Origin of the sequence: Paenibacillus sp. 2KB_20, from assembly GCF_052115765.1 — a bacterium.
GTDB lineage: Bacteria > Bacillota > Bacilli > Paenibacillales > Paenibacillaceae > Paenibacillus_AQ.
In genome coordinates this window covers 1-16,980 of record NZ_JBFRHH010000018.1, presented here as the reverse complement: position 1 = coordinate 16,980, position 16,980 = coordinate 1, and the positions used below count along the sequence as shown (strand labels likewise).

10 protein-coding genes are annotated in these 16,980 nt (G+C 51.9%); 9 read left to right on the top strand and 1 reads right to left on the bottom strand.

Going from position 1 to position 16,980, the window contains the following annotated elements:
• The 5 genes from AB4124_RS30285 to AB4124_RS30265 all read left to right on the top strand — a co-directional run bounded on the left by AB4124_RS30285 (position 1) and on the right by AB4124_RS30265 (position 11,691).
• Positions 1 to 1,527 (top strand): ABC transporter substrate-binding protein, encoded by a 1,527-nt coding sequence (locus AB4124_RS30285; RefSeq protein ID WP_441975129.1) that lies wholly within the window; start codon positions 1 to 3, stop codon positions 1,525 to 1,527.
• Between the two features lie 130 nt (positions 1,528 to 1,657).
• Positions 1,658 to 5,431, top strand: coding sequence for an Ig-like domain-containing protein (locus tag AB4124_RS30280; protein ID WP_441975128.1), 3,774 nt, complete (start codon positions 1,658 to 1,660; stop codon positions 5,429 to 5,431).
• A gap of 121 nt (positions 5,432 to 5,552) precedes the next feature.
• Positions 5,553 to 6,230 carry a hypothetical protein gene (locus AB4124_RS30275; protein WP_441975127.1) on the top strand — a complete coding sequence of 226 codons (678 nt, stop codon included), beginning with the start codon at positions 5,553 to 5,555 and terminating at the stop codon, positions 6,228 to 6,230.
• Positions 6,223 to 10,479 (top strand): glycoside hydrolase family 2 protein, encoded by a 4,257-nt coding sequence (locus tag AB4124_RS30270; protein ID WP_441975126.1) that lies wholly within the window; start codon positions 6,223 to 6,225, stop codon positions 10,477 to 10,479. Before AB4124_RS30275 ends, AB4124_RS30270 begins: the two co-directional genes overlap by 8 nt.
• Before the next feature lie 45 nt (positions 10,480 to 10,524).
• The gene (locus AB4124_RS30265; protein ID WP_441975125.1) at positions 10,525 to 11,691 is read left to right on the top strand and encodes a glycoside hydrolase family 88 protein; all 1,167 of its coding nucleotides are present in this window, start codon (positions 10,525 to 10,527) and stop codon (positions 11,689 to 11,691) included.
• A gap of 121 nt (positions 11,692 to 11,812) precedes the next feature.
• Here the strand turns inward: AB4124_RS30265 and AB4124_RS30260 are convergent, their stop codons facing one another.
• Entirely contained in the window at positions 11,813 to 13,045 is a 1,233-nt protein-coding gene (locus tag AB4124_RS30260) for a cytochrome P450 (RefSeq protein ID WP_441975124.1), read from the bottom strand.
• A 200-nt stretch (positions 13,046 to 13,245) separates the two neighbouring features.
• On the opposite strand from AB4124_RS30260, the gene AB4124_RS30255 reads away from it, so the two are divergent.
• The 4 genes from AB4124_RS30255 (at position 13,246) to AB4124_RS30240 (ending at position 16,703) form a co-directional block, all read left to right on the top strand.
• On the top strand, positions 13,246 to 13,755 hold the full coding sequence (locus tag AB4124_RS30255; protein ID WP_339273071.1) for a PadR family transcriptional regulator: 510 nt from the start codon (positions 13,246 to 13,248) through the stop codon (positions 13,753 to 13,755).
• Between the two features lie 104 nt (positions 13,756 to 13,859).
• Positions 13,860 to 14,003, top strand: a complete 144-nt coding sequence (locus tag AB4124_RS30250) for a DUF6138 family protein (protein WP_379408980.1) — start codon at positions 13,860 to 13,862, stop codon at positions 14,001 to 14,003.
• A 216-nt stretch (positions 14,004 to 14,219) separates the two neighbouring features.
• Positions 14,220 to 14,858: a spore coat protein gene (locus AB4124_RS30245; RefSeq protein ID WP_430107500.1), complete on the top strand. Its 639-nt coding sequence runs from the start codon at positions 14,220 to 14,222 to the stop codon at positions 14,856 to 14,858.
• A gap of 345 nt (positions 14,859 to 15,203) precedes the next feature.
• Positions 15,204 to 16,703, top strand: coding sequence for a malate:quinone oxidoreductase (locus tag AB4124_RS30240; protein WP_430107502.1), 1,500 nt, complete (start codon positions 15,204 to 15,206; stop codon positions 16,701 to 16,703).
• The last annotated feature ends 277 nt before the right edge of the window (positions 16,704 to 16,980 follow it).

The window sequence follows — 16,980 nt, the reverse complement described above, 5'->3', positions numbered from 1 at the left end:
ATGAAAAAAAGACTGCTAGGACTTTTGGCGATCGTCTTGATCGCGATGTCCACTCTTGCCGGCTGCGGGGGCAGCGGCGGAAACGGCGAAACGAATAGCGGAACGCCGGACACGCAAGGGGCGTCACTGGATACAGGCGGATCGAGCAAGCTTGATCCCGTCGAGTTGACTTGGTATTACCCGCTGCTGCAGCTGCAGCCCGACCAGAAGAAGGTCGAAGAGGAAATCAACAAAATCGTGAAAGAGAAATTGAACGCCACCATAAAGCTGATGCCTGTTGCGATAGGAGATTACGTACAGAAGATGAACACCGTTCTGGCGGCGGGGGAAAAGTTCGATATTCTCTGGACCGGTTATATGCTGAAACCGGAAGAGCTGGTACGGAAGGGAGCGATTCAACCGCTGAACGGGCTCTTGGATGAGTACGCCCCGCAGCTGAAGGCGGATGTCCCTCAGGTGATGTGGGATGGTCTCTCGGTGGACGGGGAAATTTACGGCATTCCGAACCAGCAGATCAATGGTTCGAGATACGGCTTCATCGTGCAGAAGCGGTTTGCCGACAAATACGGCTTGGACCCTACCACGATCAAAACGATAGCGGATATCGAGCCGTTCCTTGAGCAAATCAAGCAGAACGAGCCGGGCATCATCCCGATCGGACTGTTCGGCGGCTCGTTTGTCAACCCGCAGGCGCATGACGATCAATACTGGGTCGTTCCGGGGCTTGACGATCATTTCTACATCAAGACCGATGACCCGTCCTATACGCTTCATTGCTATCCCGAAGAGGAGCTGGACAATTTCAGACTGGCCAGCAAATGGTATAAAGCCGGGTACATCCACAAGGACGCGGCCACGGAAAAAATGACCGACTATCAATCCAAAGGCCAGATCGCGGTCGAGTTCGACGTCACGCTGAAGCCGGGGGTCGAGGCGGAGGTCAAGCCGAAGAACGGCGGCAACGATGTCATCATTATTCCGCTCAGCGATTGGTTCTCCAACGGCTATTCAGCAACAACCAACCAGTCGATCAGCCGAACTTCCCCGAATCCGGAACGGGCCCTGATGCTGCTCAATCTGATCAACACCGACAAGGAGCTCTACAATTTGTTGATCAACGGTTTAGAGGGAGTGCATTACGAGAAACTGAGCGGCGATTATATCAAAGCGATGCCGGATTCCAGGTATCGTCCGAACATGGATTGGGTGTTCGGCAGCGTATTCAATTCCTACCTGAAGGAAGGGCAACCGGAAAATATCTGGGAGGAAACGAAAAAAATCAACACGAGCTCCGAAATCAATCCGGTCGGCGCATTCAAGTTCAATTCCGAGCCAGTCAGCACGGAAATCGCCAACCTGAACGCCTTATGGGGCGAGTACAAACGCGGACTCGTGACCGGAACGCTTGATTTTGAGGAAACCTGGCCGGTTCTTTACGGCAAGCTGAAGGAGGCGGGCGAAGATAAATACGTCGAGGAGGTGACGCGTCAGTTCGAACAATTTCTAAAAGAGAAGGGCTTAAAATAATCGGCCCGTAGGCTTGTAGACGGATGGAGACAAAAAGGGAGGAACCTGCTGCCTGGGTGGGCTTTGACGACACTGCGCACTGCGTAGGCAAAGCTGACCGGATTCCACGCTGGAGGAAGGGGAGCGATTTATGAAGAAGCTTGTGCTTGCGGCGCTGGCGGCAAGCCTGTTGTTCGCGCTGAATCCATTTCTGCCGGCCGCCGAGACGGCGTCGGCTTATGGAAATCCGCACGGAACGGCTTATTACGTGGCCTTAGACGGAAATGACTCGAACAAAGGGACGATCAACAAACCGTTTCGAACGTTGGAAAAAGCGCGAGACGCCATTCGGGCGTTGAAAGCGAAGAAGGGACTGCCTCGGGGCGGCGTCACGGTCTATCTTCGCGAAGGCCGGTATGAGCGGGCAACCAGCTTCGAGCTGGGTTTGCAGGATTCGGGGGAAGCGGGTAAGCCGGTTACCTATACGGCCTATCCAGGTGAAACGGTTATCTTGTCCGGTTCTAAGAAGTTGGAGAAATCCGCATTCGTTCCGGTAACCGATTCTGCCGTACTGAACCGCATTATCAGCGAAGAGGCACGAAACGAAGTGCTGGTAGCCGATCTGGCTGCCCTCGGCATTACCGATTACGGCGAGATGAGCCGGCATGGTTATTATCTGGCCAACGATTTGAGCAAGGTACCGCCGATGGAGTTGTACGTGGGCGGGGAAGGCATGACGCTGGCCCGCTGGCCGAACGAGGGAACCGTTCAAATGGACGAAATCCTCGATCCGGGACCGACGCGGAAAGATCCGAACGGGGAGGTTCATACGAGAGGCGGGACCTTTACCTACACGTATGACAGACCGCAGTACTGGACGCAGGCGGACGACATCTGGCTGGATGGCATTTTCGGCTACAGCTGGGAATGGTCCTACAACAAGATCGCTTCCATCGACACCCAGGCCAAGAGCATTACGCTCCGGTATGGAGAAATGAGCGGCATTTTCAAGAACTGGTACCCAGATTTCCATTTCGCTCAAAACCTGCTGGAGGAGATCGATATGCCCGGCGAGTATTACATCGACCGCCAGGCCGGAAAGCTCTATTTTCTGCCGAATGCCGAATTCATGACCGCGAATCCATCCATCGAAGTGACGATGTTAAAGACGCCGATGATCAATGCGCTGGACGCATCTTATAACGAATTCTCGGAGCTGATCCTGGAGAACGGGCGCGATTCGGCGGTCGTCTTTATGGGCGGAAGCCATATGCGTGTCCTAAATAGCGAAATCCGCAATTTCACCAATAGCGGTGTGCTGGTCAACACTCAGAGCCGCTTCCATTACAACGATTTTACCGGAGTTCCGGGAACGGACCATAAGATCGAATTTACCCACATCCACCATATCGGGGGTACCGCCGTCACGCTTACCGGAGGCGACAAGACAACGCTCGCGCCGGGCAACAATGCGGTGGAGAACTCTCACATTCATGATTTTGCTTATTATCATAAGGCCTACAATCCCGGCGTTCTCTTGTCCGGGGTGGGTAACCGCATGTCGCATAACGAACTGCACGATGCTCCCCATCCCGGCGTGCTGATCTTCGGCAACGATCATCTCGTGGAGTACAACGATATTTACGACGTATGCAAAACCTTCTCGGATCTCGGCGCCATCTACATGAATGCGGGCGAAACGCCCCAGCAGCGCGGCACCATTATCCGTCGCAATTACTTCCACAACATCGGAGAAAGCAAACCCGGCGTTGAAGGGGTCTATCCTGATAATTTCACGATGGGGCTTCAGATCGATGAGAATATCTTCTATCGTATGGGGAATTCAGCAATCAAAAACAACGGGGGCGCGCATATTTTGGCCCGCAACAATATCTTTGTGGACAGCAAGGTTCCATATGACTACGCGGATTTGTTTCTAGGCGATGAGCCGGACGATCAAGTTCCGCTGAATTACATGCCGAAGTGGGAGGCGCTGTTCGAGGCCAACAACGACTTCGTCGGTACGCCGTACCTGGCCAAATATCCGGAGCTGGCGAACTTTTTCACGGAAAATCGTTATTATCCGGATACGAATACGTTTCACGGTAACGTTGTCTACAATCCGACGCTTCCACGCAGCACGACAACGAACGAGCAGGGGGCGTACGACAAATTCAATCTTGTCCAATATGCCGATAACTGGGTAACCGACGAGGATCCCGGGTTCGTCGATTTGGCAGGAGGCGATCTGTCGCTGCGTCCGGATGCTGAAGTATTTCAGGTCATCCCCGGCTTCCCTGATATCCCATTTCACGAGATCGGCATTAACGGGAAAGCAGGTACCACGAGCAGCCCGGACAGCTACCCGATGCAAAGCGTTGTGGTCTACGACAACGAAATCACGGTGGATCGGTGGAAAACGGTAAAGCTGCGCACGGCGGTCCTCCCATGGAACGCGGATAATCCAAAGCTGGTCTTCACGTCGGCCGATCCCGGCATCGCCACGGTTGACAATAACGGTATCGTCACGGGTCAGGAGGTGGGCCAGACGGTCATCACGGTGGCGTCGGCGGAGAATCCTCAGCTCACGGCAATGGTGGACGTCACAGTCGAAGCCGGAGACGGGGTGATGGATTTCACCGATTTCGAGTCAGGTGCAAATGGCTGGCCGCAGGACGCGAACCGCAGCATCGCAAAAGAAGGCGACAACCGCTGGTATAAAATACTGAACGGCGCTACCGCTCTCAGCGACAAAACCTTCACCGATTATGAGCTGACCTTCAAACTGAAGACGCCTGAGTCGATCGGAGAAAATGCAACATTGTACGTGTTCGATCGCCAGGCGGGCAGCGGCTCGACCCGCATCGGCTACAAAACCCGTCCTGACGGCTCTTCCTCCTGGCTGCTGTATAACGCAGCCTGGACCGTGCTGCATGAAGAGAAACTCCCAGGACACGACCTGCAGCCGAATACGGAATACGAGATCAAGATGCGGGTCAAGGGCGGCGATATCAGCGTGTACGTGGACGGCCATTTCCGCCTGAAGGCCGCCGATCCCGGCCATAACGCGGCAGGCAAGGTCGGATTCTACGTCAACAACGTCAGCCACATGCTGTTTGACGACATCCGGTTCAAGGCACTGAGCACGGAGCTGGCCGGCATCATACCGTCCGAGCGCGAAATACGGCTTGCCGCCGGCGAGCAGCATCAGCTGCAGGTGACGTTCGATCCCACGGATACCCCGGATACCGGCGTTACTTGGCAATCCGCCGATCCGGCCGTAGCGGAGGTGAGCGACAAGGGGGTCGTCAGTGCCGTTTATGAAGGAGAGACGACCGTCACAGCCGTATCCGTGGTCAACCCGCTCATTAAAGCGGATATTGCCGTGACCGTTTCGAACATCATGCACGAGACCAACTTCGAATCGGGCAGCAACGGCTGGCCGGTAGACCCGAACCGCAGCATCGCGGCCGATCCGGACGGTAATCGCCGCTACAAAATTTTGAACGGGGCAACAGGCCTGCTGGACCGGGTCTTCGAATCGTATGAGCTGGAGTTCACGCTGAAGACGCCGGCCGTCATGCCGGACGACGGTACAATGTACGTCTTTGATCGTCAGGATGCAAGCGGCTCTATCCGAATCGGCTATCGGACCCGCGTGGATGGGACATCCGCTTGGATACTCTACGACACGGCCTGGCAGAAGATCGCCGAGTACGTCTTGCCGAATCGAGACCTGCAGCCGGAAACGGAATATGCAGTCAAGATTAGCGTAAAGGACGGGGACGTCTCCATTTATGTGGACGGCGATCCGAAGCTTGCCGGCACCGATCCGAATCACCGGCCATCCGGCAAAGTCGGCTTCTACGTGAGTGGATTCGACTACATGCTGTTTGACAACATCCGTTTCATGGTGGTGCCTTAAGGAAATGAGGCGCTTCCTCCCGGTAAATGGAGGGAGCGTCTTTTACGATCGGCAAATAAAACGGATACGGATACGGATTTTGATCTTCAGGAGCATCAAAATTCACGATGGGAGGTTCATCATGCAGCGATGTCTATTTAGGGCCGAAGGAATCGAGGAAGATGCCCTTACACTGTTACGGGGCGAAAGTGTTTCACAAGAGATCCACACGGCGATGGAACGGGAACGCGTGGCCCGATTAAGCTTGTTTACAGACGGAAGCCGGTTGTTTCTTTATTATGAATGTCTCGGGGAGAAGGTGCTTCCGGAAAGTTTGCTGCCGCGAGCTGAGGCATGGCTGGCCGTTTGGCCGGGAAGAGATCCGGGACGCAGATGGGCGTCGATGGCCGACATTTTTCATTATCAAGCGCCCGTTTCGGAGCAGCATTGGGTACGGACGAATGATCACAGTGTGCCGTACGGAAGGATTGCCCGGCTAAAGCCCGAAGAGGTCTCAAGCTACGTGTACTATCATTACCAGTACCAAGAAGAACGGCCGGGCGATGGAGATAAATTCGGCATCATCGGCATGCATGAGAATCTGCTCTTTTTTTACTCAGAGCTCCCTGCCACACTTGAGTCAGCCCCCTATGAAGGAAAGTTGAAAACAACGCTCCGTCCAGACGATTGGGCAGCGGTGATGGAGCCGCATTTCATGAAGTGGGAGGGTGCGCCAGACGGTCAGGAGATTTGGCGAGAGCTGAAGCTTGTCCTGGAGGCACGTTCTTTCATCGAAAGGCAGGGAACAAACCATGCGTAACCGATTATGCCTGAACGGGGACTGGGATTTCATGCCGCTGTATGGTCAGCCTCAGTGCCGCCGGCTTCCGGATGAAATCTTCTACGAGCCCCAGCAAATCCAAGTCCCTTCCAGCTGGAGATCGTCCTACGAACAGGCCAACGGCAAATCGTTCGGCGAAATTCGCGAGCATGGGTATGCCCCGATGGATCTCTACGGCTATCCGAAAGAATGGGACGGCGCGGAAGCGGGCGTGTTGCATAGAAGTTTTCATATTCCCGAATCCATGTCGGGGGAGCGGATCGTGCTGCGGATGGACGGCATCATGCAAAAGGCCGTCATTTTTCTTGATGGGGAAGAAGTCGCCGTATGGGAAGATGGCTACCTACCGCTGCGTCTCGATATCACGCCTCGGGCCGAGCAGGGGCATGAGCATCATCTCCATGTCGTATGCGGCAGCTTCGACAAAGTAACGTTGGCAAACGGCATGGAGAAGGTGACCGGGCTGATGGGCTCCTGGTTCGGAAATGTTGCCCGGGGAATATGGCAGGACGTTTACCTGGAAAGCTATCCGGTCCTGTCTATAGAGGATGTAACCATCCGCACATCCGTTCAGAGAGGGCGGCTTGAATTGGACGTCACCGCTGGGGCGGCGGAAATAGGAGGGGATCACGGTCCCCTTCACGTCAGGTTGAGCGTACGAGAGATTGGCGTGCTAAGGCAAGGGGAAGAAAAGTCAGATACGAGGGAAAATGCAGATTCGATAAGTAGTAGCAACAACCGGTATGCGGCTAATGAAAAGAAGTCATTGCGAAGCCAAAGGCTTGGAATCGAAACGGAGGGATTTTCTGCGGAGAAAGGGGAAGGCGGCGGGCTGCGATTCGGAGACGGAGGGCGGGCCGTACCTGTCCTCCAGGAAGAGCAGACAGCACAGCGCATCGATCCAGCGGCTGCGGTGAAGGTTAGGCTGTGCGAAAACAAACGCGGCGGGGCGGTCTACCGCGCTTCCTTTAATCTGGAGTGGAGCGATGCCATCCTATGGGATCCCGATACGCCGTATTTGTATATGGCGGAGCTTGAGCTTATAGAAGGTGAGCAGGTGCTAGACCGTCACGAGGAAGTGTTTGGTTTCCGTGAATTTTGGTGCGAAGGTCGGCAATTCATGCTGAATGGCATCCCGATCCGTTTGCGCGGCGATTCGTGGCATTTTCAAGGCGGACTGCAGCAGACGGAAGCGTACATCCGGAACTGGTATCGGATGTGCCGCTCCGTCGGAATCAACAGCATCCGGCTGCATGCTGAGCCTTACCCGGAGAATTATGTCCGAATCGCCAACGAAGAGGGCATGCTGATCATCGACGAAACAGCGATATACGGATCGGGCAAATCCATGCTCGCCGACCATCCCGATTACTTGGACAACTGCCGCAAGCATGTACAGCGGCTCGTTAAGCGTGACAAGAATCATCCTTCCGTCATCATGTGGAGCCTGCAGAACGAAATGCGCTGGGTGGACGGCCGGGACGGCTATAAGGTGCATATTCCCGGCCTTATGGAGGCGATCCGGGAACTGGACGCCACTCGTCCGATCGTCGCCGAAGGAGACAACCGACTGGTGTCCAAAGCCCATACGGAGGTGGAAAGCCGCCATTACAATATTGACGGCACCATCGCTCAATGGGACCGTTCGGTCCCATTGAGCTTCGGTGAACACGGTGGCTGGTGGTACATATGCCCTCAAAACGCCAGCATGTATGCGGGGCTGCAGGCATATCGCAGTACGGACGAAAGCACGGCCGGGCTGGCGCAGAAGGAACGCCTATTCGTAGAGTATGCGCGGCGGCAAGGCGTCTCAGGCATAGCTACGTTCAATTTCGCTCATTATTTCATGAGGTCGATGCCGGAGAACGACGTCGCTGTTCCACCGTCCGAACCAGGCCTGCCCGGGGTGAAGCCCAAGGTGATACCGGCCTATTCGCTCACGATCAACAACGGCCTGCTGCCTGATGATCCGATGTATGTTGCTAATCCGGCTTTTGCCACCATGGCGGAGGCGTTTAAGCCGGTCACGATGTTCGCGGCCGAATACAACCACTGTTTCTACGACGACGCAACCATCACCCGCAGCTTTGACGTCTTCAACGACACGTTGTCCGCACAGGATGTTCGGATCGAGTGCGTGATTAGGCAAGGGGAAACGATCGTTCATGAACGCAGTTTCATATTCCGGCAGGAGCCGGCCGAGCAGAAAACCATTGCGATTTCGTGGACTCCGATCCACGTTGAGACTGAAGGAATGATAGTGCTGACGGCAGTGCTGTTCCATGGCGATCGGATTATGCATGAGCTACTGAAGGAATACCGGCTTGTGTCGGGAAGCCTCCTTCGCCATCCGGTTGAAGTTGGGCGCCCGACAGCTTACTGGGGATCTGAAACAGATTACTTCAAGATCCGAAATCTTGTTCCCGACTGCAAGCGGGTAGCCCGAGATGGGCTTGCTCTGCTGTCATGCGATCATTTGCTTATCATCGGCAGTAAGGCAGAGGACCCGGATGGCGGGTTGGAGGCGGAGTTAAAAGGCTTCGTCGCACGCGGCGGTCGCCTGCTGATGCTGGAGCAGTGCGGGTTGTCGCTAGGCGGCCGGCTCAGGCTGTCGCGGAGACCGTTTCTTCGGGCCCATGCCGGCGATTACCAACATCCGGTGCTTAAGGGTTTAAGCGACTCGGATCTAATGTTCTGGCACGAGGAGCTTCGCGAAGAGGGCCCGCTGCCTATCATTTACGCTGCATTCGAAAAGCCGCTCCAAGGCGATTTCACCCTGCTGCTGGAGTGCAGCGCCGGCGATTTCGGCGACGGTGGGGATTTATGGTCGCCGCTCTTGGAGTACCGGAGCGGAAGCGGCATGTTTGTGGCCAATCAGTTGGAGCTGATGGCTAATCTTCCGCGCGTTCCGCAAGCCTGCCTGCTGCTGCGCAACCTGCTGGCTTACACCGGTCGCAACGAAGTCGCTGACGGTGCGACTTTGCGACCGGTGGGGGCGCTGGTCCGTCCCGGCGGGGAAGCGGCTGCGTTCCTCGACCGGCTGTGCCTGCGCTACACGGTGCTGGATGCAGCTGCGCTGATAAATGAGGCAGCGACCCATGACGAAAATGGACGGGGCGATCTTCCCGCATTCTTCGCGCAATCATTCGGCCTGCTCGTAGCAGAAGCAAGCCTGCTTGCGGCTCCTGGCTCAGCCGAGGCCGTCCGGCGCTATGCCGAAGCAGGCGGACATGTGCTTGTCCTGCCGGCGGACAGCAGTCAGCATGGCAATCTTGCCCGCCTGTTGGACCGTCCTGTGCGAGTGGATGCTCATGAGGCGTACCATCTCGCGGTGGATTACACCAACAAGGCCGTAAGCGGCTTCAGTCCGGTCGACCTGTTCGGCTATGACAAAGTATTCCTGTCCCCTCGGGATACCTTGAACCGTTTGCATGCCGCCTACCGGCTTGAGGTGCAGGGCACGGACGCTTTGTGCGTTAGCGTCGAGGGAACGGCTTGGAAGGACTATTTTGTGAATGGTTACACATCCGAATACAGCCGTCTCGCACTGGTCGAACTGAACCGCAGGAAAGCCCGTTCCTCCGGAGCGTTTCTGGTCCAAGAAAGGACGGGGGCAGGCTCCATCCTGTGCTCCCAGCTTCTGCTAGACCCCAACAATGAGAAGGCACTAAGACTCTATACCCGTTTGCTCGCCAATCAGGGTGCCGTCTTTGATGATGGCTTGCTGGTAAGCGAGAAAGACGACGGGACATGGGCCGTGGAAGCGGTTATGGTACTGCCTTGCCCGACTCATGTGGATTACGAGGCGATGAAGACATACTATACCGATCCCGAATTTTCGTTGAACAATTTGGGTGAAGGACTATACGGCTGGATGCAGAAAAAAGAGCGGCAATCCGAGGATGGAATGATGCGGATTGCCTGCACCGGATATGATCCATGGTTTATGAGCTGTTTTGTGCAGGTACCTGGAGGAGGAGCTAAGCCAGTCCGCAAGGGACGTTTGCGAGTTCATGCTAATGTGCCGTATGCCATTTACCTGAACGGTGAGCATGTGCGTGAACCGGAGCGCGAGCTTGTCTTGAAGGGCGGACTCAACCGGCTGATCGCGATCGTCCGCGGAACCGGCGGGGATATTGCCTTCGGCATGACCTTTCTGCACGCGGACGGGACGTACATGAAGGATCTGGAATACCGCATGACCCTGGATGAAGTCGAACCGAAATAGTCGAAGCGTATAGACGGTAGCGATATCGGTATGGAGCCAGATCAGATGAAACAAAATGGATATTGGGAGGACATTATGGACTGGAACGCTGTCATCGAACGAACCTTACACACAACGAAAGCGAATATCGCCCGGTTTGAACATCGGTTTCCGCATGTCGGAAACGGGGACGGCAAGTATCAACTGGTGAATCATACGGATTGGACGGAGGGATTTTGGCCTGGCATTCTGTGGCTGAGTTACGAGTACGGCAAGGATCCCTGCTTTCGTGAGGCAGCTATCCGATCTGTGCGTTCGTTTCAAGAGAGATTAGCGCAAAACCAAAAGCTGGAGCATCATGATATCGGCTTTTTGTATTCATTATCCGCTTTAGCGGAATGGTTCGTGGAACGAGACGAGACTGCCAAGAACACGGCGCTGCAAGCCGCAGATGCGCTCATGAGACGATGGAGGCCCTCGCTTCAACTTATCCAGGCATGGGGTCCTGAACATGATCCCCAAAACGGCGGCAGGATCATCATCGACTGCCTGATGAATCTGCCCTTGTTATGCTGGGCCACCGAACAGACTGGAAATGCTGTATATGCCGATGTCGCACGCATTCACGCTGACAAAAGCTTAAAATTCCTGGTGCGTGGAGACGGCTCTTCCTACCATACTTTTTATTTTGATCTGGAATCTGGCGATTCCGTGCGAGGCGGGACGCACCAAGGATACAGGGATGGGTCTACGTGGTCGCGGGGGCAGGCTTGGGGTATTTACGGATTCGCGCTGGCTTACCGTTATTTCCAAGAGCCGCAATATTTGGACGCTGCCATTCGAATGGCGCGTTATTACATCGACCACCTTCCGGATGATCATGTCGTCTATTGGGATTTCGACGTCCCGGCATCGGCGCTAACGCCGAGGGACAGCTCTGCCTCTGCCATTGCGGCATGCGGGATGCTGGAAATCGCGGATCAGCTACCAGGCGATGATCCCCGCAGGGAACTTTTCATAAATGCCGTTCGGCGTTCGATGGTCTCGATGGTTAACGGTTATTTTACGGACGGTAATCCGGATGAAGAAGGTTTTCTGCGGCATGGTTCGTATTTTGTCAGGGGAGGGATCGCGCCGGATGATTTTGTTATATGGGGTGACTATTTTTTTCTCGAAGCGCTCATCCGATTAAACAACGGGCGTCCCGGTTATTGGTATGTAAGCGAAAGATAGCTGGACTTAAAAAAATGAGAACCCCTGTGCTTTTAGGTAAAGCACAGGGGTTCTTGATACGGCTTGGGCCCTTGCGTGTGAAGGGCTTTTTTGCTTGTAGAATATGAACTTTAATAGGCTATTATGATCGATGAACGCGGATTGGAAGCTGTGTCAACATTTGTCCTGCTGCAGACGGACTCAGGTTATCCTCCAGTTTAAAATCGGCCATCGGCTCCATTCGCGGGAAGTAATCCATAAATCTGCTGATCGCAATGTTTGCTTCAAGTCGTGCCAGTGGGGCTCCCAGGCAGAAGTGTGCGCCGTTACCAAAAGTTAAATGCTTTTTGTTATTGGCTCGGTGGATGTTCAAAGTGAAGGGATCCTCGAATACCTCCTCATCCATATTGGCAGCGCTCATCCATGCGACGACGACGTCGCCCTGCTTCAAATCCACGCCGAGTATGTTGTTATCCTGTTTCACGGTCCGGTCCATTTTGGCAATGTTAAACCGATAGCGGAGCATTTCCTCTACGGCATTAGGAAGAAGCTCGCGGTTGGCCCGAATTTCGCCATAAATTTGGTTGTTATCATATAAGAAGGAATAGAACGTATTGGCTAACAGATGCGTCGTCGTTTCAATACCCGCACCGAGGATGAACATCGTCGTTCTGACAATCTCGTCATCCGATAATCGATCTCCATCCACCTCGGCTTGAATGAGGTCGGAGATGATATCGTCAGATAGATTTGCTCTTTTTTGCACGATATGGGGGTAGAGATAGTTGTAATATTCCTTGGCTGCATGACGTTTCAGTTCCTGTATATCTTCCGAATGGTCTTTGGGCAAGGGGAGGAATAAATGGTTGACCCATTCCTTAAACAACAAGCGGTCTTCCGAAGGGACGCCGAGCAGATCGGCTATGACGATGGTAGGCAGCGCACTCGCGTAATTTTGAACGATATCAATGACATCGGCGTCTCCCATTTCGTTCAAAAGCTGGTCCGCAATCTCCTGAATGCGCGGTTCCCAGAGTTTTAAACTGCGAGGGGTAAAAGCGGCGGAAATCAATGCTCGACTTTTTTGGTGCTCCGGCGGGTCGGATTGAAGGTTGATTTTACTCATCTTCTGACCTTCGGCATTGTCGGCACCACCGCTAATTGTCGTTCGAGTTCTTGCACTAGAGAAATATTCATGATCCTTGAGAACCCTCTTTACGTCATTGTAACGGAAGACGTTCCATGTATGGGTTGCCTGGTTATAAACGATGGGCTCATGCTGCAATTTGTGCTTGTACCAATCATAAGGATTGAATTCTTCGGTCGGTGAATGGAATTGCGTGATTTCCTCTAAAGAGATGATATCATGATTCATTACATTCCCTCCAATTCTAGTGTAATATACCATATGTTAATTTAACATAATGCCACAGCTGGTCATAGTTTCCAATGACCCATGTCCAAAGTTCCGTTTATATTCTGCCTTGTCGGATTTTAGTAGAACATATACTCTAGAGGTGTGCTGCTTCGATGCAGAGATTTTGCCAAATCCGTTAACGAAAGGCCTGAGCCATCATGTATCTTGAACTTCTCATTCTGATCCAAATCGAAAAATCCCCGAAACACGGTTATGAAATAAAAAAAGAAATACAAAAGGATCTCGGTTATTTAATGGACGTCAATCACAATATGTTATATCCGACATTGCGAAAGTTTACGGATGAGGGGTTTGTACGCAAACATCGAAATGAGCAGGAAGGCAGACCGAATCAGTATATATATGAAATTACAGAAGCAGGCAGGGGGAAAATCGCAAACCTCATTAATGAATTCACCGAAAAAGATGCAAAACATCAAATCGAATTCATGGTAAGAGTGTCCCTGTTCGAGCGTATTTCTCAAGAGGACCGGATTCGAATATTACATAGGCGAAAGAAGGACTTGGAAGAGCTGCTGTCCGATATCGAGAGAAGACTGGATGAAGGTGGAGACGAGTTATTCCGGGACGAGGTTCTGCAGTATTCGATCTCCCAGGTTAATGGAGAATTGACGTGGATTGATAAATTGATGCATAGCGTAACCTGATGGTGAATACAGCATCCACCAGTTCTTTGATGAACTTGGCATCAAGCATGACGATTGCTATAGCGCAAGTAAAGAAGCCGTGATCTTGCGGCTTCTTTACTTTTTTGTACCTTGCTTTTGCCGAGCGGCATGGCGTTAGTGCCGAAACGATGCCAACCTTAATTAAGTGTATGCTGCACAGCACAGATTCGATGAAGCTGAAGATTCAATCCGCATGGAAGAAGATAGCCGCCAAAGTTGAAGGGTAGCGGGCGCAATGGCTCAACGCGTTGGCTGACGCAGCCCGTCGCGGTTGATCAGGAACTGACGAGTATCCGCCTTTTTAAGGCGTTTTTTTATTAGTTCTGGGATTAGAAGTCATCACCAACTGCTTTCATCACATAAAAATCTCCAAATCGTCCGTATATTCTGGACAAAAGAACCCACAATATGAAGGGCGTATAATAACTTTAGGAGGTACATGAATGCAATTCGAACAACAACAAAATCATCAAAACATGGAGACAGGTATGATTCCACCGCAAATGAACCATGGCGGTCATGAAATGTTTGATGTCCACGAAGTATTGGCAGGGGCAATCAACACCATGAACACGTATACCATACTGAGCGGGCATGTACAGGATCCGGAGCTTCAAGATATCCTGCAGCGCCAGAAGCAATTTATGACAGATGAGTACAACATCACCTTAGAGTGCTTTAAATCAGGACAAGATCCATCAAAGCCAACGCAAAGCTATAAAATGAAGCAGGGCAATGACTTTATTTACGGCATGAAGCCAGGCCAACCGAAAAAACCGATGCAGTCCACAGCCGAGATCAACGATGAAACCATCGCACTCAGCATGTTAAACGCAGTGAAATCGGGTGCTACGATGAAAACCAATGCTGCCATGGAATCTACGAATCCGGTCGTGCGCCGCGTGCTTGCCGATTCCCTTCCCAACTGCATTGAAATGGCTTATGAGATTTCACTATATCAAAATAAGCATGGCTACTACCAAGTACCACAGCTGCCTCAGCAAGATATGCAGTACATGCAGAATAGTTACGGCACTGCCCCGATGCAGTCGCAAATGCCTGGCAAAATGGCCCCTCACTAATTACCAAAGCGCTTTGTCCGTATGGACATGGCGCTTTTTTAATTCTTCCTAAGGGAAGAGTAATACATAAACCTCCACACATTGAATTTCAATACATAAGAAGTCGCGATTCTTGCGGCTTTTTTTTGTGGAGGATCTTCTCACTATGTTAACAACTTTAAATAGTTTATAATGATTAGATAATAGTAGATATTTTAATCTATCAATATTTATAATAGACTATAATAATATGGTGATAAATGACACAGAAAAGGTGTGTTTTCAGGGGACGCCTTGCTTTTTAATGACCTTTTTAGCAGGGACGCCTACTCTTTTTTCAAATATATGGGATAAGGAAGGTTTATAATGAGCAACATGGAGAAAAAAACAGATGTAATCTTAATTGGTGCCGGCGTCATGAGCGCAACATTGGGAGCCCTACTGAAAGAGTTAGTACCTGAATGGGAGATCAAAGTGTTTGAGAAACTCGCAAGCGCGGGGGAAGAAAGCTCCAATGAATGGAATAACGCGGGGACCGGCCACTCCGCATTATGCGAGCTTAACTATACATCCGAAAAACCTGACGGATCTATCGACATCAGCAAAGCGATCAATATTAACGAACAGTTTCAGGTTTCAAGACAGTTCTGGTCTTATCTGGTAAACAGCAATCTGATTCGCAATCCGCAGGACTTTATCATGCCTATTCCTCATATGAGTTTAGTGCAAGGTGAAAAAGACGTGGCTTTTTTGAAAAAACGTTTTGAAGCGCTGTCAAACAACCCGCTCTTTCAAGGGATGGAATATTCCGAGGATCCGGATCAGCTGAAGGAATGGATTCCGCTTATTATGGAAGGGCGTACAGCGAATGAGCCGTTTGCGGCAACCAAAATCGACTCCGGGACGGACATAAACTTTGGCGCTTTAACGCGCATGCTGTTTGACTACTTGAAGAGCAAAGGCACCGAGATTAACTACAAGCATAGCGTCAAGGGTATTAAACGTACACAAGATGGTTCGTGGAAAGTGAAAGTGCATGATATCCAGCAGGGTAAAACCGAATATCATACGGCCAAGTTCGTCTTTATCGGCGGAGGAGGCGGAAGTCTGCATTTGTTGCAAAAAACCGGTATTCCTGAGTCAAAACATATCGGAGGATTCCCGGTAAGCGGACTATTCATGGTGTGTAAGAATCCGGAAGTGGTAGCGCAGCATCATGCCAAAGTATACGGAAAAGCCAAGGTTGGCGCCCCTCCGATGTCGGTTCCCCACCTGGATACAAGATATATTGACAACCAAAAAGCACTGCTCTTTGGTCCGTTTGCCGGCTTCTCGCCCAAGTTCTTAAAAACGGGATCGAATTTTGATTTGATAAGCTCCGTCAAACCGAATAATCTTGTTACCATGCTTGCCGCTGGAGTAAAAGAGATGGCATTGACCAAATACTTGATCCAGCAAGTGATGCTTTCGAATGAAAAACGCATGGAAGAATTACGCGAGTTTATTCCTAACGCCAAAAGCGAGGATTGGGAAATCGTCGTGGCGGGCCAACGGGTACAAGTGATTAAGGATACGCCTAAAGGGAAAGGAACGCTTCAATTTGGGACGGAAGTGGTTAGTGCCGCAGATGGCTCGGTCGCTGCCTTGCTCGGTGCTTCCCCTGGCGCTTCGACAGCCGTTCACGTTATGCTTGAAGTATTAGAGAAATGCTTCCCGCAGCAGATGAAAGAGTGGGAGCCGAAAATAAAAGAAATGATTCCTTCTTACGGCATATCCCTTGCGAACAACCCAGCCCTATTCAAGGAAATTCAAGAATCAACTGCGCAAGCGCTAGGTTTAAGCTTAAAAGAACTCGTGTATAGCTAATACTAGACAGGTAAAAGCGGCAATTAAAAGACACATCGCGCTGTTACTGGATAATGCACTAATAAGGGTAATTCCATATACGTATCGGCCAAATGGCCAAAGATCCAAGCGGTTCATTCATTGAACCGCTTCAGATTGTCGAGAAACCCTGTGCTTTTTTCAAAGTACAGGGTTTCTCCCTTTTTAAGTGGTCACTTCAACAGGGAAAATGGGGGATTACCCCCTGTTTTCCAGGCGATCCAGGTGGATCGCTATCTTCTTCATGTTTTGTACGGTT

What these genes read in the sequence shown, in the direction of transcription:
- AB4124_RS30285 (WP_441975129.1), top strand. Translation starts at nt 1, where the DNA reads ATGAAAAAAAGACTGCTAGGACTTTTGGCGATCGTCTTGATCGCGATG.
- AB4124_RS30280 (WP_441975128.1), top strand. Translation starts at nt 1,658, where the DNA reads ATGAAGAAGCTTGTGCTTGCGGCGCTGGCGGCAAGCCTGTTGTTCGCG.
- AB4124_RS30275 (WP_441975127.1), top strand. Translation starts at nt 5,553, where the DNA reads ATGCAGCGATGTCTATTTAGGGCCGAAGGAATCGAGGAAGATGCCCTT.
- AB4124_RS30270 (WP_441975126.1), top strand. Translation starts at nt 6,223, where the DNA reads ATGCGTAACCGATTATGCCTGAACGGGGACTGGGATTTCATGCCGCTG.
- AB4124_RS30265 (WP_441975125.1), top strand. Translation starts at nt 10,525, where the DNA reads ATGAAACAAAATGGATATTGGGAGGACATTATGGACTGGAACGCTGTC.
- AB4124_RS30260 (WP_441975124.1), bottom strand. Translation starts at nt 13,045, where the DNA reads ATGAATCATGATATCATCTCTTTAGAGGAAATCACGCAATTCCATTCA.
- AB4124_RS30255 (WP_339273071.1), top strand. Translation starts at nt 13,246, where the DNA reads ATGTATCTTGAACTTCTCATTCTGATCCAAATCGAAAAATCCCCGAAA.
- AB4124_RS30245 (WP_430107500.1), top strand. Translation starts at nt 14,220, where the DNA reads ATGCAATTCGAACAACAACAAAATCATCAAAACATGGAGACAGGTATG.
- AB4124_RS30240 (WP_430107502.1), top strand. Translation starts at nt 15,204, where the DNA reads ATGAGCAACATGGAGAAAAAAACAGATGTAATCTTAATTGGTGCCGGC.